The organism is Streptomyces sp. 7-21, from assembly GCF_016741785.1.
Classification (GTDB): domain Bacteria; phylum Actinomycetota; class Actinomycetes; order Streptomycetales; family Streptomycetaceae; genus Streptomyces.
Genome location: NZ_JAERRL010000004.1, coordinates 241,320 through 264,574, shown reverse-complemented (window position 1 = coordinate 264,574; position 23,255 = coordinate 241,320). Strand labels below are relative to the sequence as shown.

Below are 23,255 nucleotides of genomic sequence, written 5' to 3'. Positions count from 1 at the left end.
CGGCCGCTGGCCGCGCCGGTGACGCTGGGCGAGCTGGCGGCTGACGACGAGCCGGGCCAGCCAGATCAGCCGGATCGGGCGCGGGAAGAGTGACGCGGCGCACGGCCGCGGCGGCGTCCCGCGGCAGGGGCCCGGGTGGGCGTTCCGCTGCCGCGTTCCTGCCGTGAGCAGCGCGGACGGGCGCGAGCGGATCTGACGAGCGGACAGGTGAGAGGCGCGTCCGGTCGGGGTACGGTGTCAGAGCGGCGCGCAGACGTGAAGGATGCGCGCCGTGGTGCGCCGGGAAGTCTGGTCGGCAGGACAGGAGCCCCTATGGGCTCACCGCTCGCTGACGAAAGGCCGCCCGTGACGACGCCCTCCGCCGTGCCGCCCCGCGCCGACCGCGACCCGAACGCCGACGCGGCGCGCGACCGCCGGTCCGTCGCCGACTTCCTGCGCCTGGAGGTCTCCGGCGGGCTGATGCTGCTGGTCGCGGCGATGATCGCCCTGATCTGGGTGAACTCACCGCTCGGTGACGCCTACACCTCGCTGCGCGACCACCACCTGGACATCCCGGCGCTCGGCCTGGAGCTGTCGGTGGGGCACTGGGCCTCGGACGGGCTGCTCGCCGTCTTCTTCTTCATCGCGGGCATCGAACTCAAGCGTGAGCTGGTCGTCGGCGAGCTGCGCCGCCCCGCCGCCGCGCTGCTGCCGGTGGTGGCGGCGGTCGGCGGCATGGTTACCCCGGCGCTGGTGTACACGGCGGTCGCCGGCTTCAGCGGCGGCTCGCTGGACGGCTGGGCGGTGCCGATGGCCACGGACATCGCCTTCGCCCTCGGCGTCCTGGCGGTCGCCGGGCGGCACATGCCGTCGGCGCTGCGGACGTTCCTGCTGACGCTGGCCATCGTCGACGACCTGATCGCGATCATCGTCATCGCGGTCTTCTTCACCTCCACGCTCAACCTGTGGGCCCTGGCGGGCGCGCTGGCCGGGCTGCTGCTCTTCTACCTGCTGCACCGGCGGAACGTGCACGGCTGGTACCTCTACATGCCGCTGTCCGTGGCGATCTGGGTGCTGATGTACAACAGCGGCATCCACGCCACGATCGCGGGCGTCGCCATCGGCATGCTGCTGCGCTCGGTTCCCGGCCCGTACGAGAAGGAGTCGCCGGCCGAGCGGATCGAACACCTGGTGCACCCGTACTCGGCGGGGATCGCGGTGCCGGTCTTCGCGCTGTTCGCGGCCGGGGTCGAGGTCTCGGGCGGCACCTTCGCGGACATGGCCGGCGAACCGGAGGCGCTGGGCGTAGCGCTCGGCCTCTTCGCCGGGAAGCTGATCGGCGTCTTCGGCGCCACGTGGCTGGCGGCCCGCTTCACCCGGGCCGAGCTGAGCCCGTCGCTCGGCTGGCCCGACCTGGCGGCGGGCGCCATGCTGGCCGGGATCGGCTTCACCGTGTCGCTGCTGATCACGGAGCTGTCGTTCGCCGACTGGCCCGCCATGGAGGAGCACGTGAAGGTCGCCGTGCTCACCGGCTCCCTGCTGTCGGCCGTGTGCGGCAGCGCCCTGCTCGCTCTCCGGGGCCGCCACCACCGCCGCCGGAACGCCGCCCCGGCGGCCGGGGACGGCGAACGGGCCGGGGACGACGGGGCGCCGGCACCGTGACGTGAGGCCCGCGCGCCACCGCGTCACGGTCACGCCGTCCATGCCGCCGGTGCCGTCGGTGCCGTTGGTGCTGTCCAAGCCGTCAGCCACGGCGACGACGGCGACCATGGCGACCGGAACTCACTGTCAGGGGCCGCCGTCATGACGGCCGACCCAGCCGTACCTGACGACGGCAGCGACGGCACGGCGTCGTGGCGGTGGGACGACGAGCGGTACCCCGGAGCGGCCGGCTAGCGGCGGGCTACGGGCGGACGAGCAGGCGCATGTCGAAGGTGTAGCGGGAGGCGCGGTAGACGTGGGTGCCGTACTCGACGGCGGCGCCGGTGTCGTCGAAGGCGGTGCGCTCCATCGTCAGCAGCGGCGCGCCGGGCGGCTCGTCGAGCAGCCGCGCCTCCTCGTCGCTGGCGGCGCGGGCGCCGAGTGACTGGCGGGCGCTGTGCAGCGTGACGCCCGCCGCGCGCAGCAGCTGGTACAGGCCGCCCTTCTCCAGGTCCTCCCAGCCGGGGTCGAGCAGCGCGGCCGGCAGGTAGTTGCGCATGTGGGCGAGCGGCTCGCCGTGGGTGAGGCGCAGCCGTTCGAGGTAGCGGACCTCGGCGCCCTCGGGGACGCCGAGCGCGGCGGCGGCCTCGGCCGGGGCGGGCACCAGCCCGATGCCCAGCACCCGGGTGGCGGGGCGCTGCCCGGCCGCCTGGAGGTCCTCGTAGAGGCTGCTGAGGCCGAGCGGGCGCCGCACCTGGGTGTGCACGACCTGCGTGCCCACGCCCCGGCGGCGCACCAGCAGGCCCTTGTCGACCAGCGCCTGGATCGCCTGCCGGACGGTGGGCCGCGACAGGCCGAGGCGGGCGGCGAGGTCGATCTCGTTGCCCAGGAGCGTGCCGGGTTCCAGGTCGCCGCGCTCGATGGCGGCCTGGAGCTGCTGGGAGAGCTGGAAGTACAGCGGTACCGGGCTCGTCCGGTCGATGCGGAACTCGACGTCCACGGCGCGCTCCCGGGTCAGTTTCAGGCGTAGAAGGCGGGGCGGGGCATCATCGCGACCGCAGTGCGCTGGCCGGTGCGCTGCGCGGTGACGCCCGCCTGGCAGGCGACGGCCGCCGCGTATCCGTCCCAGGCGGAGGGGCCGGTGGCGCCGCCGCGCCGGGCCGCCCGCACCCAGGCCCGCAGCTCGCGGTCGTAGGCGTCGCGGAAGCGGGTGAGGTAGTCGCGGGCGATCGGGCCGCCCCAGCCGGCGGCGGTGTTGGTCATCAGGCCGTGTGCCTCGCCGATGCGCGCGGTACCGCGTTCGCACACCGCCTCGGTCTGCACCTGGTAGCCGAAGCCGGAGGTGGCGAAGATCTCGACGGTCGCCACGGCGCCGCCCGTGGTCTCCAGCAGGACGAGCTGCGGGTCGCTGAGCCCTTCGGGTGCCAGGGATGTCGGCGCCGGGCGGACGACGGTGACGGCGGCGATCTCCTGGCCGAGCAGCCAGCGGGTGGCGTCGATCTCGTGGGAGACCGAGTCCGTGATGAGCATGTCGTCCGTGAAGTACGGGTGGACGGACAGGTTGCGGTGGCGGCAGTGCAGCAGCAGCGGGCGGCCGAGCGAACCGCCGTCGAGGAGGTCCTTCAGCTCGGTGTACTCGGCGTCGAAGCGGCGCATGTAGCCGACCTGGATCAGGCGCGCGCCGGAGCGCTCCTCGGCCGCCATGACGCGGGCCGCCGACTCCGGGTCGGGGGTGAGCGGCTTCTCGCAGAAGACGGGCAGGCGGCGCTCGAGCGCGGCGAGCAGCGTGGCCTCGTGGGCGGGGCCGGGCGAGGCGATCAGCACGGCCTCGACGCCGGGGGCGTCGAGGGCTGCCTCGGCGTCGGCGTGGACGGTGCAGCCGTCGATGTGCTCGGTGAGGGCCGCCGCCCGGTCCGTGTCCGGGTCGGCGACCGCGGCGACGCGTGCCCCGCTGATGACCTCATCGAGGCGGCGGACGTGGTCGGCGCCCATGGTTCCGGTGCCGATGACGGCGACGCCGAGCGGGGACGATACCGGGGACGATACCGGGGACGATGCCGGTGACGGTGTCTGCGTCATGGTGTTCTCGCTTGACGGAGGGCTGGCCGGGCAATGTCGGGGAAGGTGCCGGTGGGGGGCGCGGCGGCGCCGGGACGCGGGCTACGCCCCCAGGGAGGCGAGGTAGCCGCGGGTTCTTCGGGCAATGGGCAGCGGTCGCTCCGGAGGACAGGGGTACATGTCCTGCTCGACGATGGCAAAGAGTTCGGTGTCCAGCCGGCGCGCCGCGTCCAGGACGGGCGGCAGGCCAGGCAGGCCGTGCGGCGGTTCGCACATCACGCCGCGCCGCACGGCCGGGCCGAACGGCAGCCCCGCGGCGGTGACCTCGGCGAGCACGGCGGGATCGACCTGCTTGAGGTGGAGGTAGCCGAGGCGCTCGCCGTAGGTCTCGATGAGACGGACGCTGTCGCCTCCGCAGTAGGCGAAGTGCCCGGTGTCCAGGCACAGGCCCACCGCGGAGGCGTCCGTGGCGTCGAGGAAGCGGGTGGTGTTCTCCTCGGTGTCGATGTGGGTGTCGGCGTGCGGGTGGATCTCGGCGCGCAGGCCGAACTCCTCGCGCACCTGGCGGCCGAGCCGTTCCATGCCGCGCGCCAGGTCGGTGAACTCCCGCGCGGTCAGCCGCGGCTCGTCGGTCCGCACGCCGGTGACCGGGTCCCGCCAGAACTCGGGGATGACGACCAGGTGCGAGGCGCCGACGTCGCGGGCGAGGGCGGCGACGCGGCTGACGTGGCGCCAGGTCTCCTCCCACACGGCGGGCCCCCGGTGCAGGGCGGTGAAGACGGTGCCGGCCGAGACCCGCAGGTCGCGGGCGGCCAGCTCGTCGGCGAGGCGGGCCGGGTCGGTCGGCAGATAGCCGTAGGGGCCCAGCTCGATCCACGCGTACCCGGCCTCGGCGACCTCGTCGAGAAACTGCCGCCAGTGCGCCTGGCCGGGGTCGTCAGGAAACCACACGCCCCAGGAGTCGGGGGCCGAGCCGATGCGGAGGGTCCCGGTCATGTCGCTCTCCTCTACGGTCCGCCGTCACCGCCGCTGCCGCTGTTCTTGCCGCTCTCCTTGCCGCCGTCCTTGCCGTTGGCTGTGCCGCCGTTCCCGTTGCCGGGCAGACGCGCGACGTCGACGCCGCTGACCTCGGCCAGCTCGTGGCGGAGCGCGGCCAGTTCCGCGCCGCCGGCCATGTGGTGGGTCAGCTCCTCCAGGCTGGTCTCGTCGCGCGCGGCGCTCAGTTCGACCGAGCCGAGCCGCAGCACGGTGAAGTGGTCGCCCACCATGGCGGCGTGGTGGGGGTTGTGCGTGATGAATACCACGCTGAGCCCGCGCTCCCGCGCCGCCGCGATGTACTTCAGGACGACGCCCGACTGCTTCACGCCCAGCGCGGCCGTCGGCTCGTCAAGGATCAGCACGCGGGCGCCGAAGTAGACGGCGCGCGCGATGGCCACGGACTGCCGCTGCCCGCCGGAGAGCGAGCCGATGGGCTGGTCGAGGTCGTTGAGCTCGATGCCCATGCTGCGCAGCTCCTCGTCGGCGAGGCGCTTCATGCGCGGGATGTCCAGGCGCTGGAACGGCCAGCGGCCCCGGGTGAGTTCGGCACCGAGGAAGAAGTTCCGCCAGACCGGCATCAGCGTGACGGTGGCCAGGTCCTGGTAGACGGTGGCGATGCCGCGCGCGAGGGCGTCGCGCGGGCCCGACAGGCGCACCGGGCGCCCGTCGACGAGGATCTCGCCCTCGCTGGGCTGGTGCAGCCCCGAAATGATCTTGATGAGCGTGGACTTGCCCGCTCCGTTGTCGCCCAGGACGCAGCTGACGCGCCCGGGGTACAGGGACAGGCTGACGCCGGACAGGGCGCGGATGGTGCCGTAGGTCTTGCCCACGTCGCGCAGTTCGACCAGCGGGGTGTCCGGGGCCGCGGGCGCCGTGGTGTCCGTGCCGGTGGTCATCGTGCCTCCCTCGGTGCGGTCGCGCGCCGCCGCACCGGTGTGCCCAGGGCTGCGCGCCTGCGGACCAGCAGGTTGAGCAGGGTGGCGAGCAGCAGCATGGCGCCGAGGAAGAAGAGGAACCAGTCGGGGTCCCAGTTGGCGTAGACGATGCCCTGCGAGACCATGCCGAACAGGTAGGCGCCGATGACGGTTCCGCCGATGGAGCCGTAGCCGCCGGTCAGCAGGCAGCCGCCGAGGACGGCGGCGGCGATGTACAGCAGCTCGTTGCCGACGCCCGCGTTGGACTGCACGGTGTCGAAGGCGAACAGCTGGTGCATGCCGGTGAACCAGGCGGCGAAGCCGACGGTCATGAACAGGCTGATCTTGACGAACGTGACGGGCACGCCCATGGCCCGCGCGCTGTCCTGGCCGCCGCCGACGGCGAAGACCCAGTTGCCGTAGCGGGTGCGCAGCAGCACCCAGCTGGCCAGGCAGGCGAAGCCCAGCCACCACAGCACGGTGACGCGCACGCTGGTCCCGGCGATGTCGATGCGGGAGGCGAACACGGCGCGGGCCTGGTCGAAGCCCTCCATGTCGCCGATGGCGTCGGTGGTGACGTTGCCGGTGATGGCCTTGGTGAGGGCGAGGTTGAGGCCCTGGAGCATCAGGAACGTGCCGAGCGTGATGAGGAAGCTCGGCAGCCGCGTCTTCACCAGCATCGCGCCGTTGAACGCGCCGATGGCCAGGGAGAGCACGAGCGCGGCCAGCACCCCGGACCACACGTTCAGCGTGAACTGGAACGCGGTCATGCTGGCGGTGAGCGCCGAGGCGGTCACGGCGACACCGGAGGACAGGTCGAACTCGCCGCCGATCATCAGCAGGGCCACGGCCAGCGCCATGATGCCCAGCGTCGACGACTGGTACAGCACGGTGGCCTGCGAGTCGAGCTGGCGGAACGGCGGCGCGACGGCGTAGAACAGCGCGAAGACGGCGGCCGCGCCCAGCAAGGCGCCGGCCTCCGGGCGGGCAAGCAGCCGCAGCGGCAGGGAACGCCGCTCCACGGTGCCGGTAGCGGTCTGGCTCACAGGCGTCACCGGGTCCCGTTCTCGGCGTACTCGGCGATCTCCTCGATGTTCTCCTGGTCGACGAACGCCGGTCCCGTCAGCACCGGTTCGGTGCCGCCGCCGCTGGTGTTGCCGTTGTTCACGTACAGCCACAGCGCGTCCACCGCCAGGTACCCCTGGAGATAGGGCTGCTGGTCGACGGCGAAGGTCACGTCGCCGCGCTCGATGGCGCGGGTCAGCTCCGCGTCGAGGTCGAACGTGGCGACCTGGGCGTCGCTGCCCGCGTCCTCGACCGATGTCACGGCGGTCAGCGCGAACGGCGCGCCCAGCGTGACGACGTAGTCGATCGAGGAGTCCTCGCGCAGCCTGGCTTCGATAGTGGAGCGGACCGAGGGCCGGTCGGCGCCGTCCACGTACAGGTTCTCTATCTCGCCCTCGAAGGTGTCGGCGACGCCCGCGCAGCGTTCCTCGAGGCCGATGTTGCCCTGTTCGTGGATGACGCAGACGGCGTTCTCGGCGCCCTCCTCGTTGAGCCGCTCGCCGAACGCCTCGCCCGCGATGCGCTCGTCCTGCCCGAAGAACGACAGCAGGCCGAGGTCCTCCCAGGCGGTCATGCCGGAGTTGAGGCCGACGACGGGGATGCCCGCGGCCTCGGCGTCGGCCAGCGCGCCGGCGAGCCCTTCCGGGTTGGCGAGGGTCACCGCGATGCCGTCGACGTCCTGGTCGATGGCGTTCTGGATCAGGTTGGCCTGCTCGCTGGTCTCCGGGTCACTGGAGTAGATCAGGTTGACGTTGTCCTTGGACGCGGCCATCTCGGCGCCCTTGCGGACGATGTCCCAGAAGGTGTCACCGGGCGCGGAGTGGGTGATCAGCGCGACGGTCATGCGGGGGGTGTCGGCCTGACCGGCCGCTATCTCGTCTGCCCGTTCCCTGGCCGCGCGGCCGCCGGTGGAACTGGAGCAGCCGGCGAGCAGCAGCACCGCGCAGGCCGCCGCGATGACGGCACGGGTGGGGGTGCGGTTCATGGTTCCGGTTACCTCGACTTCTCTGAGCCTGCCCGGAGCAAACTCCGGACAGCGCAGTGATGTCAATAGGTTGTCATGACATGCCTAGGTTACGACGGGCCGGACGTCCTTATGTCCGGACATAGCATTGACAGGCGGGACGGACGGCAGGACTCTGGACGGACAGCCGGGCAACGGAGCCGCGAGCAAGGGGCGTCGGCATGGCCGTGGAGCAACGGGCGCGCGAGGACGGCGCCTTTGACGTGGTCACGATGGGACGCATCGGCGTGGACCTGTACCCGCTCCAGACCGGAGTGGGGCTGGCCGACGTGAAGACGTTCGGCAAGTTCCTCGGCGGCTCGGCGGCGAACGTGGCGGTGGCCGCCGCGCGCCTGGGCCGCTCCGCCGCCGTCATCACCCGCACCGGCGAGGACCCCTTCGGCGCGTACTGCCGCCGCGAGCTGCGCGGTTACGGCGTGGACGACCGGTGGGCGGGGCCGGTCGCGGGACCGCCCACGCCCGTGACGTTCTGCGAGCTGTTCCCGCCCGACCGGTTCCCGCTGTACTTCTACCGGCGGCCGACCGCCCCCGATCTCCTCATCCGGCCCGGGGATCTGGACCTGGCGGCGGTCCGCGCGGCCCGCGTGTTCTGGATGACGGGCACCGGGCTGTGCCAGGAGCCCAGCCGGGCGGCGACGCTCGCCGCGCTGGCGGCGCGGTCGGCGGACGGCGGCGCGCCGGGCCAGGTCGCCACGGTCTTCGACCTGGACTGGCGGCCGGGGTTCTGGCCCGGCGGCGCGGCCGAGGCGCGCAGCCCGTACCGCGAGGCGCTGGCGCACGCCACGGTCGCGGTGGGGAACGTGGCGGAGTGCGAGGTCGCCACGGGCGCGCGCGGGGCGCACGCCTGCGCCCAGGCGCTGGTGGCGGCGGGCGTGACGCTCGCCGTGGTCAAGCGCGGCCCGGACGGGGTACTGGCCGCGCACCGCGACGGGCGCACGGCCGAGGTGGCGCCGCACCGGGTGCGGGTGGTCAACGGCCTCGGCGCGGGCGACGCGTTCGGCGGCGCGCTCTGCCACGGGCTGCTGGCGGGCTGGGACCCGTACCGGACGGCGCGGTACGCCAACGCGGCGGGCGCGCTGGTCGCCTCCCGGCTGGCGTGCTCCCCCGCCATGCCGTTCCCGCACGAGGTGGAGGCGCTGCTGCGCGGCGAACGGGCCGGCCCGGGCGGGCCGGGCGGAGCGGAGCGGGTCCCGCACGCGGCGGGGCGGAGGGAGGACGGCCCGTGAGTGTCGACGTGTCCGCCCTGGCGTCGGTGCGCGCCCGGCGGCCCGAGGCCGTCGCGGCGGCCGCGGCCCGGCGCGCGCGCCGCCCGCTGCTGGGCGAGCGCGGCCGGCTGCTGATCATCGCCGCCGACCACCCGGCGCGCGGCGCGCTCGCGGCGGGCGGCCGGGAGCTGGCGATGGCCGACCGCCGCGACCTGCTGGAGCGGCTGCTGCTGGCGCTGTCGCGGCCCGGCGTGGACGGCGTGCTCGGCACGGCGGACGTGCTGGAGGACCTGCTGCTGCTCGGCGCGCTGGAGAACCGCGTGGCTCTGGGCTCGATGAACCGCGGCGGCCTGGCGGGCTCCGTGTTCGAGCTGGACGACCGGTTCACGGGCCACCGCCCGGAGGACATCGAGCGGCTGCGGTTCGACGGCGGCAAGCTGATGCTCCGCATGGACCTGTCGGACCCCGGCTCGCTGTCGACGCTGACGGGCACCGCCCGCGTGATCGACGAGATGGCGCGGCGCCGCCTGCCGGTGTTCGTCGAGCCGTTCCTGGCGCGCCGCGAGGGCGGCCGGGTCGTCAGCGACCTGTCCCCGGCGGGCGTGGCCAGGGCGGTGGCGGTGGCGTCGGGCCTGGGCGGCACGTCGGCGTACACGTGGCTGAAGGTGCCGGTGCCGCGCGACCCGCGGCGGATCGAGGACGGGCTGGCGGCGTCGACGCTGCCGGCGGTGCTGCTCGGCGGGGACGCGCGCGGCGACAAGCGGGACCAGGAGGCGGTCTACGAGCGCTGGCGGGCGGCCCTGCGGCTGCCCACGGTGCAGGGGCTGGTGGCGGGCCGGGCGCTGCTGTACCCGGCGGACGACGACGTGGCGGCGGCCGTCGACACGGCGGCGGCGCTCGTCGCGGGGTGAGCGGGGTGCGCAGGAGCCACAGGAGACGACAGGCGAGGAGGCGGCGTTGGCGGCTGGAGGCAGGACACCAGGAGAGCGCCGCCACATTCCGGCCGGCGGCGGGGCGGCGGGACCGTACGCGCTGGACCTGTCGCCGGGTGCGGCGGGGCTGCGGCACTGCTCGCTGCGGGTGCTGCCGCTGGCCGCAGGCGGGCGGCACCGCTTCTCCGCGGGGGACAGCGAGTGGATCGTGCTGCCGCTGTCCGGCGGCTGCCAGGTGACGGCTAACGGGCGGGAGTTCACGCTGCACGGGCGGCCGGACGTCTTCACCGCCGTCAGCGACTTCGCGTACGTGCCGCGGGGCGCCAGCGTCACGGTGTCCTCCCGCGGCGGCGGGCTGTTCGCGCTGGCGGGGGCGCGCTGCGAGCGGCGGCTGCCGGCCCGGTACGGCCCGGCGTGGGGCGTGCCGGTGGAGCTGCGCGGCGCGGGCACGTGTGCGCGGCAGGTCAACAACGTCGCCGCCGCGGACGTCTTCGAGGCCGACCGGCTCATCGCCGTCGAGGTCCTCACGCCCGGCGGCAACTGGTCGTCGTACCCGCCGCACAAGCACGACCGGCACGTGCCCGGCGAGGAGTCCGAGCTGGAGGAGATCTACTACTTCTCGCTCGCCCGCGCCGCCGCCGGCGCGGAGGGCGTGGCCTACCAGCGGGTGGCGGCCTCGCGGCCCGGCGGCACGGACCTGCTCGCCGAGGTCCGCAGCGGCGACGCCGTGGTCATCCCCGACGGCTGGCACGGCCCGTCGATCGCGGCGCCCGGCCACGACATGTACTACCTGAACGTGATGGCCGGCCCGCACCCCGAGCGCCGCTGGCTGATCCGCGACCACCCGGACTTCGCCTGGCTGAGGGACACCTGGCACACCCAGGCCACCGACCCGCGGCTGCCGCTGTACGAGGCGCCCCGGGCACCCGGTGGCCCGACGGAGAGGGAGGCGCACCCGTGACGGCGGCGACGCGGCTGACCACCGCCCAGGCGTTAGTGCGGTTCCTGGCGCGGCAGTACACGGAACGGGACGGGCGGCGGCAGCGGCTGATCGACTCCTGCTGGGGCGTCTTCGGCCACGGCAACGTGGCCGGGCTGGGCCAGGCGCTCGTCGAGAGCGGCCAGGGCCCCGGCGCGCCGCTGCCGTTCCGGCAGGGGCGCAACGAGCAGGCCATGGTGCACGCGGCCGTCGGGTTCGCCCGGCACCGCGACCGGCTGTCGGCGCAGGCCGTCACCACCTCGATCGGCCCGGGCGCCACGAATCTGGTGACGGGCGCGGCGCTGGCGACGGTCAACCGCCTGCCGGTGCTGCTGCTGCCGGGCGACACGTTCGCGACGCGGCCCGCCGACCCGGTGCTGCAGCAGCTGGAGCACCCGGGCGCCGGGGACGTGTCGGTCAACGACACGCTGCGGCCCGTCAGCCGCTACTTCGACCGCGTCCACCGGCCCGAGGCGCTGGTGCCGGCCGCACTCCAGGCGATGCGGGTGCTGGCCGACCCGGTCGAGACGGGCGCGGTGACGCTGGCGCTGCCGCAGGACGTGCAGGCGGAAGCAGCCGACTGGCCCGGGGAGTTCTTCGCCGAACGCGTGTGGCACGTGCCGCGTCCCGCGCCGGAGGCCGCCGCGCTGGCGCGGGCGGTCGCCGCGGTGCGGGCCGCGCGCCGGCCGCTGCTGATCGCCGGGGGCGGGGTGCACCACAGCCGCGCGGAGGACGCGCTGCGGGCGCTGGCCGACGCCACCGGCATCCCGGTGGCCTGCACGCAGGCGGGCAAGGGCGCGCTACGCCACGGCCACCCGTGCGATGTGGGGGCGGTCGGCCACACGGGCACGGCGGTCGCTGACGGCCTGGCGCGCCGGGCCGACCTGGTCATCGGCGTCGGCACCCGGTACACGGACTTCACGACGGCCTCGGGGACGCTGTTCGCCGCGCCGGGGGTCCGGTTCGTCAACCTGACGGTCTCGCCGTTCGACGCGCACAAGATGGGCGGGCTGCCGCTGGTGGCGGACGCCCGGGCCGGTCTGGAGGCGCTGGCCGGGGCGCTGGCGGGCACGGGGTACCGGGTCGCGTCCGGCTACGAGACGGAGTACCGCGAGGCCGCGGCGCGCTGGGAACGGGCGGTGGCGGCGGCGCTGGTGCCGGCGCGGGGCAGCGCCCGGCCGACGCAGACGCAGGTGCTGGGCGCGCTGGACGCGGTCGCCGGCGACGAGGACGTCGTCATCAACGCCGCCGGATCGATGCCCGGGGACCTGCACAAGCTGTGGCGGGCGCGGTCACGGCGGCAGTACCACGTGGAGTACGGCTACTCCTGCATGGGTTACGAGATCCCGGCGGCGATCGGCGTGCTGCTGGCGGACCCCGGGCGGCCGGTGTGGGCGCTGGTGGGCGACGGCACGTACCTGATGGGGCCGACGGAGATCGTCACCGCCGTGCAGGAGCGCGTGCCGCTGCGGCTGGTGCTGGTGGACAACCACGGCTACGCCTCCATCGGCGGCCTGTCGGAGCTGACCGGCGCGGAACGGTTCGGCACGGACTTCCGGTTCCGGGCGGCGGACGGCTCGTTCACGGGCGCGCCGCTGCCCGTGGACCTGGCCGCGAACGCCGCCTCGCTCGGCATGGAGGTGCTGCGGGCCGCGACCTGGGACGGGCTGCGCGAGGCGCTGGCGGCGGCGCGGGCGGCGACGGGCCCGGTGTGCGTGTACGTGGCGACCGATCCGGCGCCGGCCGCGCCGCCGGCGCAGGCGTGGTGGGACGTGCCGGTGGCGGAGGTCTCGGGCCGCCCGGCGGCGCGGGCGGCGCGCGAGGCGTACGAGCGCGGCCGTGCCGGGCGGCGGCGCCATCTGTGAGGCGGGGCGCGAGGACGCGAGGACGCAACAGGCGTGACGGCAGCCGGGCACGGCTGGGGAAGGCAGGGGGCGGATGAGGGAGATCCCGCACCGCATCGGAGGCGAGCCGGTGGCGGGCCAGTCCGGGCGCTACGGGCCGGTGTTCGATCCGGCGACCGGCCAGCGGACGGGGCGGGTGGCGCTGGCGTCGGTGGCGGAGACGGACCGGGCGGTGGCGGCGGCGCGGCGGGCGTTCGCCGTGTGGGGCGCGAGTTCGCTGGCGCGGCGCACGGCCGCGCTGTTCCGCTTCCGCGAACTGCTGCACGCGCACCGCGAGGAGCTGGCGGACCTGGTCACCGCCGAGCACGGGAAGGTGCGCGCGGACGCGCTGGGCGAGCTGGACCGGGGCCTGGAGGTCGTCGAACTGGCCTGCGGCGTCCCGTCGTTGCTCAAGGGCGAGGTGTCGGTGGAGGCGGCCACCGGGGTGGACGTGGTGTCGCTGCGGCAGCCGCTGGGCGTGGTCGCGTGCGTCACGCCGTTCAACTTCCCGGCCATGGTGCCGCTGTGGACGGTGCCGGTGGCCCTGGCGTGCGGGAACACGGTGGTGCTCAAGCCGAGCGAGAAGGTGCCCTCGGCGGCGCTGCGGCTGGCGGAGCTGGCGGAGGCGGCCGGGTTCCCGCCCGGCGCGCTGAACGTGCTGAACGGCGACCGGCCCGCTGTGGAACGGCTGGTGGCGCATCCGGAGGTGGCGGCGGTCAGCTTCGTCGGCTCCACGCCGGTGGCGCGGGCGGTGCGGCGGGAGGCGGTGGCGCGCGGCAAGCGGGTGCAGGCGCTGGGCGGGGCGAAGAACCACATGGTGGTGCTGCCCGACGCCGACCTGGAGCTGGCGGCGGACGCGGCGGTCGGGGCGGCCTACGGCTCGGCCGGCGAGCGGTGCATGGCGGTGTCGGTCGTGGTGGCCGTGGGCGAGGCGGCGGGGGACGCGCTGGTGGAGCGGATCGCGCGCCGGGCGGCGGCGGTGCGGGTCGGTCCGGGCACCGATCCGCGGTCCCGGATGGGGCCGTTGATCTCGGCGGAGCACCGGGAGCGGGTCGCCGGGTACGTGCGGGGGGCACGCGCGCAGGGCGCCCGGGTGGTGCTGGACGGCACCGGGCTGCGCGTGCCGGGGCACGAGGGCGGCTTCTTCCTGGGGGTGTCGCTGCTGGACCGGGTGCGGCCGGGCATGGACGCCTACCGGGACGAGATCTTCGGACCGGTGCTGTGCGTGGTGCGGGCGGCGGACTACGCAGAGGCGCTGGCGCTGGTCAACGCCTCGCCGTGGGGCAACGGCAGCGCGGTGTTCACACGGGACGGCGGCGCGGCCCGCCGCTTCCAGCTGGAGGTGGAGGCGGGCATGGTGGGGGTGAACGTGCCGGTCCCGGTGCCGGTCGGGTACCACTCCTTCGGCGGCTGGAAGGACTCGCTCTTCGGCGAGCACCGCATCTACGGCCCCGACGGGGTGCGGTTCTTCACGCGCGGCAAGGTGGTGACGAGCCGCTGGCCCGGCCCGGGGCCCGGCCGCGGCTAGCGCGCCCGCGCCGGGCGTCGCGCAGCACCTCACGCGTCGTTACGTCGCCGCTTCGCAACGGTCGTCACCGTTACGCGCCCCTCCCGTCACAGGTGTTCAACGGACGCGGTCCTCGCTCCCGCGCCCTCGTTTGGCCGGACACATGGCTGATCGCACGTCGGTCGCCGTCCGTTGAGGAGGTGCGAGAGATGGCGGACCGCGGACTGTGGTCCTACAAGGAGATCGCCGCGTACATCCGGGTGCAGCCGGACACCGTGCGCTCCTACCGCAAGCACGGGCTGCTGCCGTCGCCGGACGTGGTGGAGAAGGGGCGGCCGTTCTGGCGCCCGGAGACGGTGAAGGAGTGGGTGCGCCGCCGGCCCGGCTACCGGGGGCGGCCCGGCGAGTGACCTGGCGTGTGACTGGCGCGTGACTGGCCCGTGAGGGGTCACCGCGACGGAGTGCAGCCGGCGAGCGCGAGGCACCGCGCTGGCTCGGGGTCGGCGCCGCTCTCGGGCTGCTCGGGCCGCGGCGGTGTGACCGGGCCGCCCGCCCGGCGCCGGGCGCGCGCGCTGATCAGCTGGGCCGTGGCCGCCACCAGCAGTGACACGCCGGGGCCGATGACCAGGGCGGACCAGGTGTTTTCCAGCGCCGCACCGCCCCAGTAGCCAAGGCCGATGGTGTACGACGCCCAGATCACCTCGGCGACGGTCGCGCCCAGCAGGTAGCGGCGGACGGGGTAGCGCACGAGCGCCGCGGTGAGGCCGCCGACCACCCGGCCGCTGGGCAGGAAGCGGATGGCGATGACGAACGGCACGCCGTGGCGGTGGATCCGCCCGGCGATCCAGTCCATCACCTGGGCGCGGCGCCGGGAGCGGGCCAGCCAGCGCAGGGTGCGCCGCCTGGCCAGGTGCCCGGCGCCGTAGACGATGGCGTCACCGGCGACGGCGCTGGCCGCGACCACCAGGAACAGGGCGGTCAGGCTCAGCTGCCCCTGGGCGGCGAGCGCTCCGGCGGAGGCGATGGCGGCCGAGTTGGGAACGAGCGGCGGCGCGGTGCCCAGCGCCAGCAGCGTGTAGATCCACAGTGCCCCGTCCATGTGCCTTCCGTCCGTGCGAGCGACGTGTCAGCCCAAGCTGACACATGGGCGACCAGCACGGGAACGGCTGCCAGGAGATCCCCGGGGCTTCCCCGGGAGGCGCCGCCCGCTCCCCTAGGGGGGACCTGGGGGATCCTCCCGGGAGTGATATACCCCCTGGGGGTAGGGGTATACTCGGCGGCGCAAGGAAGCCCAGCCGGCTTCACACGGGGTTCCGGGAAGTGAGGACCGTCTCATGAGCAGCACGAGCGCGACCACGACGACGTTCAAGGTGTCCGGGATGACCTGCGGCCACTGCGAGGGGGCCGTCCGCGAGGAGGTCGGGGCGATCCCCGGCGTCACCGGCGTCACGGCCAGCGCCGCCACCGGCATCGTGACGGTGACCGCCGAGGGCCCGCTGGACGACGAGGCCGTCCGCGCCGCCGTGGACGAGGCCGGGTACGAACTGGTCGGCCGCGCCTGAGAGAAGCCCGGGCCAAGCCCGGAAGCAGAACGCCTCCCCGGCCGGGCGCCCGGAACGCGCGCGCCCGGCCGCCGGCATGAGGGAAGCGCCCCGCCGCGGGTCCCCCCACAGGGCCCGTTGCGGGGCGCTTCGGCCGTCCGCTCAGAGCGTCCCCCCACGGGACCCCGGCTGGACGGCGGTTGGCGTGGATCCAGCCGAATCCGCGCCAACGTCGACCGGTTAGACCCATGACTCACCGAAAGGTTGCACGGGCTTTGATGTGACCTCGGTCACATCTGCGCGGGCACGCTCACCGCTGCTCGACCGGCACGTACTCCCGCTCGGCAACACCCGTGTAGATCTGCCGCGGACGGCCGATCCGGGTCTTCGGGTCGGTGATCATCTCCTGCCACTGGGCGATCCAGCCCGGCAGCCGGCCGAGGGCGAACAGCACGGTGAACATGCTGGTCGGGAAGCCCATCGCCCGGTAGATCAGACCGGTGTAGAAGTCCACGTTCGGGTAGAGGTTGCGCGAGATGAAGTAGTCGTCGCTCAGCGCGCGCTCCTCCAGGCGCAGGGCGATGTCCAGCAGCTCGTCGGACTTGCCCAGCGCGGACAGCACCTCGTGCGCCGCCGCCTTGATGATCTTCGCCCGCGGGTCGAAGTTCTTGTAGACGCGGTGCCCGAAGCCCATCAGCCGGACGCCTTGCTCCTTGTTCTTCACCCGGCGGATGAAGGAGTCGACGTCGCCGCCCTCGCTCTGGATGCGCTCCAGCATCTCCAGCACCGCCGCGTTGGCGCCGCCGTGCAGCGGCCCCCACAGCGCGTTGATACCCGCGGAGATGGAGACGAAGAGGTTGGCCTGCGAGGAGCCGACCAGGCGCACGGTGGAGGTCGAGCAGTTCTGCTCGTGGTCCGCGTGCAGGATCAGCAGCTTGTCCAGCGCGTTGGTGACCACGGGGTCGAGCTCGTACTCCTCGGCCGGGACCGAGAAGGTCATGCGGAGGAAGTTCTCCACGTAGCCCAGGTCGTTGCGCGGGTAGACCAGCGGGTGGCCGATCGACTTCTTGTAGGCGTAGGCCGCGATGGTCGGCAGCTTGGCCAGCAGCCGGATCGCGGACAGCCGCCGCTGCTCCTCGTCGAAGGGGTTGTGGCTGTCCTGGTAGAAGGTGGACAGCGCGCTGACGACGGACGTCAGCATGGCCATCGGGTGGGCGTCCCGGGGGAAGCCGTCGAAGAACCGTTTGACGTCCTCGTGCAGCAGAGTGTGTTTGGTGATCTCGCTGCGGAACGCGGACAGCTCATCCACCGTCGGCAGTTCGCCGTTGATCAGCAGGTAGGCCGTCTCCAGGAACGAGCCGCGCTCAGCGATCTGCTCGATCGGGTAGCCCCGGTAGCGCAGGATGCCCTGCTCACCATCGAGGTAGGTGATCGCCGAGGTACACGCCGAGGTGTTCCCGAACCCGGAATCCAGGGTCACCAGACCGGTCTGGGCGCGCAGCTTGGCAATGTCGAAGCCACGGTCACCGATCGAGCTGTCCACCACCGGGAAGCGGTACTCGTTGTCGCCGTACCGCAGGGTTACCGCATCCGCGGAGACTGCGTTGTTTTCGCTCACGTCATCCCTCACCGACGTAGTGCCTCTTCTTCGAGGTGCCCTGACTCCTTCCACTGTCCCCCATCAGGCGCAGGATTGTGCACTCGGGGTCTGCAATTGGCCCATTCTCTGGCACGCCGTGCCGCTCAAACCGGGGCATCAGCTGCTTTCCGGGCGGGTCGCGGCCCCGGCGCGGCCGGCTTCTGGCGCCGCCTGGGCCGCGCCGTCCGGCCCCGGGAACCCCACCAGGCGGGCGGCCAGGGCCGTGCACCGGCGCCCCGCCGAGACGCTGCGGACCGCCTGCCCCAGCGCCCGCCGCGAGCCGACCAGCACCACCAGCCGCTTCGCCCGCGTCACGGCCGTGTACAGCAGATTGCGCTGGAGCATCATCCAGGCGCTCGTGGTGAGCGGGATCACGACGCAGGGATACTCGCTGCCCTGCGAACGGTGGATCGTGACGGCGTAGGCGTGCGCCAGCTCGTCCAGCTCGGTGAAGTCGTAGGGGACCTCCTCGTCCTCGTCGGTGAGCACGGTCAGCCGCTGCTCGTCGAGGTCGATGCCGGTCACCACGCCGACGGTGCCGTTGAAGACGCCGTTCTTCCCCTTGTCGTAGTTGTTCCGGATCTGCGTGACCTTGTCACCGACACGGAAGACCCGGCCGCCGACGCGCTTCTCCGCCAGCCCCGGCCGGGGCGGCGTCACCGCCTGCTGGAGCAGCCCGTTCAGCGTGCCCGCGCCGGCCGGGCCCCGGTGCATCGGCGTGAGCACCTGCACGTCCCGCCGCGGGTCGAGGCCGAACTTCGCCGGCACCCGCCGCGCCGCCACGTCCACCGCCAGCCGGCCGGCCTCCTCGGTGTCCTCGGCCACGAACAGGAAGAAGTCCGGCAGCCCCTGCGTCACCGGCGGCAGCCCGGCGTTGATGCGGTGCGCGTTGGTCACCACGCCCGACTGCTGCGCCTGCCGGAAGATCCGCGTCAGCCGCACCGAGGGCACCGGGCTGCCCGGCGCCAGCAGGTCGCGCAGCACCTCCCCCGCGCCCACCGACGGCAGCTGGTCCACATCCCCCACCAGCAGCAGGTGCGCCCCGGGCGGCACGGCCTTGACCAGCTTGTTCGCCAGCAGCAGGTCCAGCATGGACGCCTCGTCCACCACCACCAGGTCCGCCTGGAGCGGCCGGTCCCGGTCGTATGCCGCGTCCCCGCCCGGCTTCAGCTCCAGCAGCCGGTGCACCGTGGACGCCTCCGCGCCCGTCAGCTCCGCCAGCCGCTTGGCGGCCCGGCCTGTCGGCGCCGCCAGCACCACCCGCGCCCGCTTCGCCCGCGCCAGCTCCACCACCGACCTGACGGTGAACGACTTCCCGCAGCCCGGCCCGCCGGTGAGCACCGACACCCGCTCCGTGAGCGCCAGCCGCACCGCGTCCCGCTGCTCGGGCGCCAGCTCCGTCCCGCTGCGCCGCGCCAGCCAGCCGAACGCCGCCTCCCAGTCCACGTCGCGGAACGCCGCCAGCCGGTCCTCCGCCGCGCCGAGCAGCCGCCGCACCTGCCCCGCCAGCGACAGCTCCGCCCGGTGGAACGGCACCAGGTACACCGCCGTGACCTCGCCGTCCTCGCCGCCGGCCCCCTCCGGAGCCGGCACCCGCTCCCGCACCACGCCCTCGGGCTCGGCCGCGAGCTCGGCGAGGCACTCGATGACAAGGCCGGTGTCCACCTGGAGCAGCTTCACCGTGTCCGCGATCAGCCGCTCCTCCGGCAGATAGCAGTGCCCCTGGTCCGTGGCCTGGGACAGCGCGTACCGCAGGCCGGCCTTGACCCGCTCCGGGCTGTCCGCCGGGATGCCCACGGCGCGCGCGATGCGGTCAGCCGTCAGGAAGCCGATGCCCCACACGTCCGCCGCCAGCCGGTACGGCTGGTTGCGCACCACGGAGATCGAGGCGTCGCCGTACTTCTTGTAGATCCGCACCGCCAGCGAGGTGGACACCTCCATGCCCTGGAGGAAGACCATGACCTCCTTGATGGCCTTCTGCTCCTCCCAGGCGGCGGCGATCAGCGCCGTGCGCTTCGGGCCGAGGCCGGGCACCTCGATCAGCCGCTCCGGGTCCTCCTCGATCACGTCCAGGGTGGCCACGCCGAAGTGGTCCACGATCCGCTCGGCTGTCTTCGGGCCGATCCCTTTGACCAGCCCTGATCCCAGGTACCGGCGGATGCCCTGCACGGTCGCGGGCAGCACGGTCGTGAAGGAGTCGACCAGGAACTGGCGGCCGTACTGCGGATGCGAGCCCCAGCGTCCCGTCATCCGCAGCGACTCGCCCACCTGCGCGCCGAGCAGCGAGCCGACGACCGTCAGCAGGTCGCCGCCGCGCCCGGTGTCGACGCGGGCCACCGTGTAGCCGTTCTCCTCGTTGGCGTACGTGATCCGCTCGAGCACGCCCTCGACCACCGCCGCCGCCCGAGGGGGCCCGTCCGCACGCCGAGACCTCTCCGCCACCATGGCTCGACGTTAGCCCGCCGCGCTGACACCGAACGGGGGTGATCCCGTCAGGGACCGCGCGCCCTCGTACGCCCCGCACGCCCTCCACGTCACGGACGCGCCCCGCTCTGCCTCTTCGCGCCCCCGTGCCGGGACTCCGGCCAGCGGTATGAGCGCTGGTGGGACCTTGTCGCCGGCCTCGCCTGGAAAGGAACTTCTTGTCAGGTACCGGCGGTTTCACCGCGTCTTTCCCTGCGACGGCCCCAGCGACGGTCTGGACAGGGCCCCGGGGATGGCGGGACGGAGAAGTCGGAGGAGCCACGTGCGGGACAACCGGCACAACCGGATACACCGGACCAACCAGCGCAACCGGGCTCACGGCGCCAGCGGGGACAGCGCCGGCAGCGGCGCACCCGCCGCGACCGTCCTGCCGCTCACCGACGGCCGGGTGCGGGACGCCCGGACCGCCGGGGGCAAGGCCGCCGCGCTGGCGCGGGCCGCGGCCGCGGGGCTGCCGGTGCTGCCCGGGTTCGTCGTGCTGCCAGCGGCCGGGCGGGCGCACGAACCCGGCCTGCGGCGCGCGTGGCGCGAGATGAGCGCGGACGGGCGGGTGCCGCTGGCCGTCCGCTCCTCCTCCGCCGCCGAGGACACGGCCCGGTCGTCGATGGCGGGCCAGTTCGCCTCCGTCCTCGGCGTGCGCGGCTGGGAGGAGTTCACGGCCGCGGTGCAGACCGTCAGGGACTCGGCGGCGGCGCGCGGCTCCCGGGCCGCCATGGCCGTCCTCGTCCAGCCGATGGTGCGCTCCCGGGCCGGCGGGGTGCTCTTCGGCGCGGACCCGGTGACCGGGCGCACCGACCGGCTGCTGCTCAGCGTGGTCCGCGGCGGCCCCGACCGCCTGGTCAGCGGCGAGCGGCAGGGCACGACGCTCCCTCTGACCCGGCACGGCAGGCGGCCGCACGACGCCCCGCCGGGTGCGGACGGCGGGCCGCTCACCCCCGCCGAGCTGCGGCGGCTGGCGGCCCTGGCCCGCCGTGCCCGGCGGGTGTTCGGCGGCCCGCAGGACATGGAGTTCGGCTTCGAGGCGGACACCGGACGGCTGTGGCTGTTCCAGAGCCGCCCCATCACCGCCATGGCACCGCGCCCGCGCCGCCGCGCCCGGCTGCTGGGACCCGGTCCGGTCGCGGAGACGATGCCCGGCGTGCTCCAGCCGCTGGAGGAGGACCTGTGGGTGACACCGATGGCGCACGGCCTGGCCGCCGCGCTGCACCTGGCCGGGGCGGCGCCGCGCCGCGTCCTGCGCGCCCGGCCGGTGGTGACCACCGTGGCCGGGCGCGCCGTGGCCGACCTGGCGCTGCTGGGCGCCGCCACGCCCTCCTCGCGCGCCCGGCGCGTGCTGGCGGCGCTCAACCCGCTGCCGGGGGCACGGCGGCTGGGGGCGGCGTGGCGCGTGGGGCGGCTGCGCGGCACGCTGCCCCGGCTCGCGGAGGCGCTCCTGACCGACGTCGACCGCCGCCTGGCCGAGGCCGGGCCGCCCGCCGGGCTGAGCGCGGCCCAGCTGGCCGCCGCACTCCGCTGGGCGCGCGCCGTGCTGGTGCCGCTGCACGCGCAGGAGGCGCTGGCGGGCGCGCTGCTGCCCGCCGCGGCGCACGGCCCGGGCAGCGGCACGGCGGCGGCCAGCGGGCTCGCCGCGCTCCGCCACGGCCGCGCCGAGGGCCTGCCGGACGAGCGGCTGGTGCGGGCGCGCCCGGAGGTGCTCGCGCTGGTGCCGCCGAGCCTGACCGAGCCGCTGCGGCTGCCGGCGCGGGGCACGGCCGGGACGGGGCCGGGGACGCCGGGGACGCCGGGGACGGGGCGGCTGGGGCCGAGGGAGGCGCTGCGGCTGCGGATCCGGTGGGTGCAGGAGTTCCAGGCCAGGCTGGTGGCGGAGCTGGCCGGGCGGCTGGGCGTGACGAGCGGGACGGCGGCGCGGCTGCGGTGGGAGGAGCTGATGGCCGCCGCCCACGGCGCGGCGCTGCCGCCGGACCTGGCCGCCCGCCCGGCGCGGGCGGCGTCGGCGCCGCTGCCGGATGCGTTCCGGCTGGCCGAGGGCGGCGTCGTCGTGGCGGACGCGGCCCCCCGCCCGGCCGGGGCGCGGGGCGGGGCCGCGGGGGTGTCCGGCGGCCGGGTCACCGGCACGGCGTGGGACGGCGCGGGAGAGCCGCCTGAGCGGCCGGTGCTCGTCGTCCGCACGCTCGACCCGGCGCTCGCACCGCTGCTGCCGTCGCTGACCGGCCTGGTCGCGCAGACCGGCAGCCCGCTGTCGCACCTGGCGGTGCTGGCGCGCGAGCTGGGGCTGGCGGCGGTGACGGGGGCGGCGGGCGCCGTGGACCGTTTCCCGCCGGGCACGCCGCTGGTGGTGGACGGCGCCAGCGGCGAGGTGGCGCGGGCCGGCGAGGACGCCCCGGGCGGCGGCCGGGAGCTGGCGGGCGCGGAGGTGCGGCGGTGAGCCCCGCCAGGCTGGCCGCCTACCTCATCGGCACGGTGGCCGCGCTGGGGGCGGCGGGGTACGTGGTGGTGTACCTGTACCGGTGGCAGTGGCAGCGGGCGATCCTGTGCGGGGTGCTGCTGCTGGTCGTGGAGGTGCTGCTGCTCGGGCTGGCGCTGTTCGACCGGATCGCGCGGCTGGAGCGTGCCCTGCTGCGGGACCGGGACCGGGGCCGGGACCGGGGCGCGGACGCCGGGCCGCCAGGGACCGCGGCGGGCACCGGGGAGGCCGGCGGGGCGCCGCGCTTCGCCTGGCTGGAGCAGGCGATGGACCGGGAGCGGCACACGTTCGTCTTCGTGCCGGTGCTGATGGCGGCTGGGGTGGCGCTGTCGGGCGTCGCCTGGGCGGTGGAACGCGTCGCGCGCGCCGCCATGGGGGCGCGGCCCGCCGCCGGGCGCCGTCTCGCGGTGCTGGCGCCGCCTCCCCCGCCGGGCGAGGCGCCGGAGCTGCCGCCGCGGCCGCCGCTGGGCCCGCCGCGGCAGCCATGGCGGCGGCTGCGGCGGCTGGCGGGCTGGGCGCTGCTCGCAGCGGTCTGCGCGGGGCTGGTGACGGGGCTGGCGCGGCTCACCCAGACCAGGCCGCCCGAGCACGGCGACGCCGGGGCGACGACGCTGCTGTTCACGGTCGAGGTGCGCGGCATCAGCGACGAGCAGGCGACGCTCGCCGCCCGCCAGCAGTGGGAGCGGTGCCGCGACGCCACGTCGCTGCCGCTGGCCAACGCCGGCATGTCGGTGCTCGGCGACGGCCTGTTCGCCGTCACCATCCACCCCTCGCTCACCGCGCACGACACCCACCGCCTGCGCGGCTGCCTGGAGGACGCGACGGTCGACCGCATCCGGCTGCGCGTGGTGGCCGCCGGTGACGCCTCGCCCTGACGCGGGCGGCGCGCGTCCCGGGCCGCG

General features: G+C 74.9%; 18 protein-coding genes and 1 pseudogene. 10 read left to right on the top strand and 9 right to left on the bottom strand.

The window, feature by feature from the left end:
• The first annotated feature begins 312 nt into the window (after nucleotides 1–312).
• Nucleotides 313–1,641 (top strand): Na+/H+ antiporter NhaA, encoded by a 1,329-nt coding sequence (nhaA, locus tag JK356_RS06900; RefSeq protein WP_201866651.1) that lies wholly within the window; start codon nucleotides 313–315, stop codon nucleotides 1,639–1,641.
• A gap of 241 nt (nucleotides 1,642–1,882) precedes the next feature.
• Here the strand turns inward: nhaA and JK356_RS06895 are convergent, their stop codons facing one another.
• The 6 genes and pseudogenes from JK356_RS06895 to JK356_RS06870 form a co-directional block, all read right to left on the bottom strand.
• On the bottom strand, nucleotides 1,883–2,620 hold the full coding sequence (locus JK356_RS06895) for a GntR family transcriptional regulator (RefSeq protein WP_201866650.1): 738 nt from the start codon (nucleotides 2,618–2,620) through the stop codon (nucleotides 1,883–1,885).
• A 20-nt stretch (nucleotides 2,621–2,640) separates the two neighbouring features.
• Entirely contained in the window at nucleotides 2,641–3,699 is a 1,059-nt protein-coding gene (locus tag JK356_RS06890; RefSeq protein ID WP_201866649.1) for a Gfo/Idh/MocA family protein, read from the bottom strand.
• A gap of 81 nt (nucleotides 3,700–3,780) precedes the next feature.
• Complete coding sequence (locus JK356_RS06885; protein WP_201866648.1) at nucleotides 3,781–4,674, bottom strand: sugar phosphate isomerase/epimerase; 894 nt, start codon at nucleotides 4,672–4,674, stop codon at nucleotides 3,781–3,783.
• Nucleotides 4,675–4,685: 11 nt separating this feature from the next.
• Nucleotides 4,686–5,471, bottom strand: a pseudogene (locus tag JK356_RS06880) (ATP-binding cassette domain-containing protein); the annotation flags it as partial.
• Nucleotides 5,472–5,608: 137 nt separating this feature from the next.
• A complete protein-coding gene (locus tag JK356_RS06875; RefSeq protein WP_201866646.1) occupies nucleotides 5,609–6,685 on the bottom strand; it encodes an ABC transporter permease in 1,077 nt (358 codons plus the stop codon).
• A complete protein-coding gene (locus JK356_RS06870; protein ID WP_201866645.1) occupies nucleotides 6,682–7,680 on the bottom strand; it encodes a sugar ABC transporter substrate-binding protein in 999 nt (332 codons plus the stop codon). Before JK356_RS06870 ends, JK356_RS06875 begins: the two co-directional genes overlap by 4 nt.
• A 200-nt stretch (nucleotides 7,681–7,880) precedes the next feature.
• Between JK356_RS06870 and iolC the strand changes: the two genes are divergently transcribed.
• The 6 genes from iolC (at nucleotide 7,881) to JK356_RS06840 (ending at nucleotide 14,635) form a co-directional block, all read left to right on the top strand.
• On the top strand, nucleotides 7,881–8,945 hold the full coding sequence (gene iolC, locus JK356_RS06865; RefSeq protein ID WP_201866644.1) for a 5-dehydro-2-deoxygluconokinase: 1,065 nt from the start codon (nucleotides 7,881–7,883) through the stop codon (nucleotides 8,943–8,945).
• Nucleotides 8,942–9,835: a deoxyribose-phosphate aldolase gene (locus tag JK356_RS06860; protein WP_201866643.1), complete on the top strand. Its 894-nt coding sequence runs from the start codon at nucleotides 8,942–8,944 to the stop codon at nucleotides 9,833–9,835. The genes iolC and JK356_RS06860 overlap by 4 nt, the downstream gene beginning before the upstream one ends.
• 46 nt (nucleotides 9,836–9,881) lie before the next feature.
• Entirely contained in the window at nucleotides 9,882–10,817 is a 936-nt protein-coding gene (iolB, locus tag JK356_RS06855; protein WP_201866642.1) for a 5-deoxy-glucuronate isomerase, read from the top strand.
• Complete coding sequence (iolD, locus tag JK356_RS06850; protein ID WP_201866641.1) at nucleotides 10,814–12,700, top strand: 3D-(3,5/4)-trihydroxycyclohexane-1,2-dione acylhydrolase (decyclizing); 1,887 nt, start codon at nucleotides 10,814–10,816, stop codon at nucleotides 12,698–12,700. Before iolB ends, iolD begins: the two co-directional genes overlap by 4 nt.
• 73 nt (nucleotides 12,701–12,773) lie before the next feature.
• Nucleotides 12,774–14,246, top strand: coding sequence for a CoA-acylating methylmalonate-semialdehyde dehydrogenase (mmsA, locus tag JK356_RS06845; protein WP_201866640.1), 1,473 nt, complete (start codon nucleotides 12,774–12,776; stop codon nucleotides 14,244–14,246).
• Between the two features lie 188 nt (nucleotides 14,247–14,434).
• Nucleotides 14,435–14,635 (top strand): MerR family transcriptional regulator, encoded by a 201-nt coding sequence (locus tag JK356_RS06840; protein WP_201866639.1) that lies wholly within the window; start codon nucleotides 14,435–14,437, stop codon nucleotides 14,633–14,635.
• Nucleotides 14,636–14,673: 38 nt separating this feature from the next.
• Here the strand turns inward: JK356_RS06840 and JK356_RS06835 are convergent, their stop codons facing one another.
• Complete coding sequence (locus tag JK356_RS06835; RefSeq protein WP_201866638.1) at nucleotides 14,674–15,324, bottom strand: DedA family protein; 651 nt, start codon at nucleotides 15,322–15,324, stop codon at nucleotides 14,674–14,676.
• A 235-nt stretch (nucleotides 15,325–15,559) separates the two neighbouring features.
• Between JK356_RS06835 and JK356_RS06830 the strand changes: the two genes are divergently transcribed.
• On the top strand, nucleotides 15,560–15,787 hold the full coding sequence (locus JK356_RS06830) for a heavy-metal-associated domain-containing protein (protein ID WP_201866637.1): 228 nt from the start codon (nucleotides 15,560–15,562) through the stop codon (nucleotides 15,785–15,787).
• A 289-nt stretch (nucleotides 15,788–16,076) separates the two neighbouring features.
• On the opposite strand, the gene JK356_RS06825 is transcribed toward JK356_RS06830, so the two are convergent.
• A complete protein-coding gene (locus JK356_RS06825) occupies nucleotides 16,077–17,396 on the bottom strand; it encodes a citrate synthase (RefSeq protein ID WP_374100619.1) in 1,320 nt (439 codons plus the stop codon).
• Between the two features lie 126 nt (nucleotides 17,397–17,522).
• Nucleotides 17,523–19,850, bottom strand: coding sequence for an ATP-dependent RecD-like DNA helicase (locus JK356_RS06820; RefSeq protein ID WP_201866635.1), 2,328 nt, complete (start codon nucleotides 19,848–19,850; stop codon nucleotides 17,523–17,525).
• 301 nt (nucleotides 19,851–20,151) lie between these two features.
• On the opposite strand from JK356_RS06820, the gene JK356_RS06815 reads away from it, so the two are divergent.
• Nucleotides 20,152–22,314: a PEP/pyruvate-binding domain-containing protein gene (locus JK356_RS06815; RefSeq protein WP_307815434.1), complete on the top strand. Its 2,163-nt coding sequence runs from the start codon at nucleotides 20,152–20,154 to the stop codon at nucleotides 22,312–22,314.
• Nucleotides 22,311–23,228, top strand: coding sequence for a hypothetical protein (locus tag JK356_RS06810; protein WP_307815433.1), 918 nt, complete (start codon nucleotides 22,311–22,313; stop codon nucleotides 23,226–23,228). The genes JK356_RS06815 and JK356_RS06810 overlap by 4 nt, the downstream gene beginning before the upstream one ends.
• The last annotated feature ends 27 nt before the right edge of the window (nucleotides 23,229–23,255 follow it).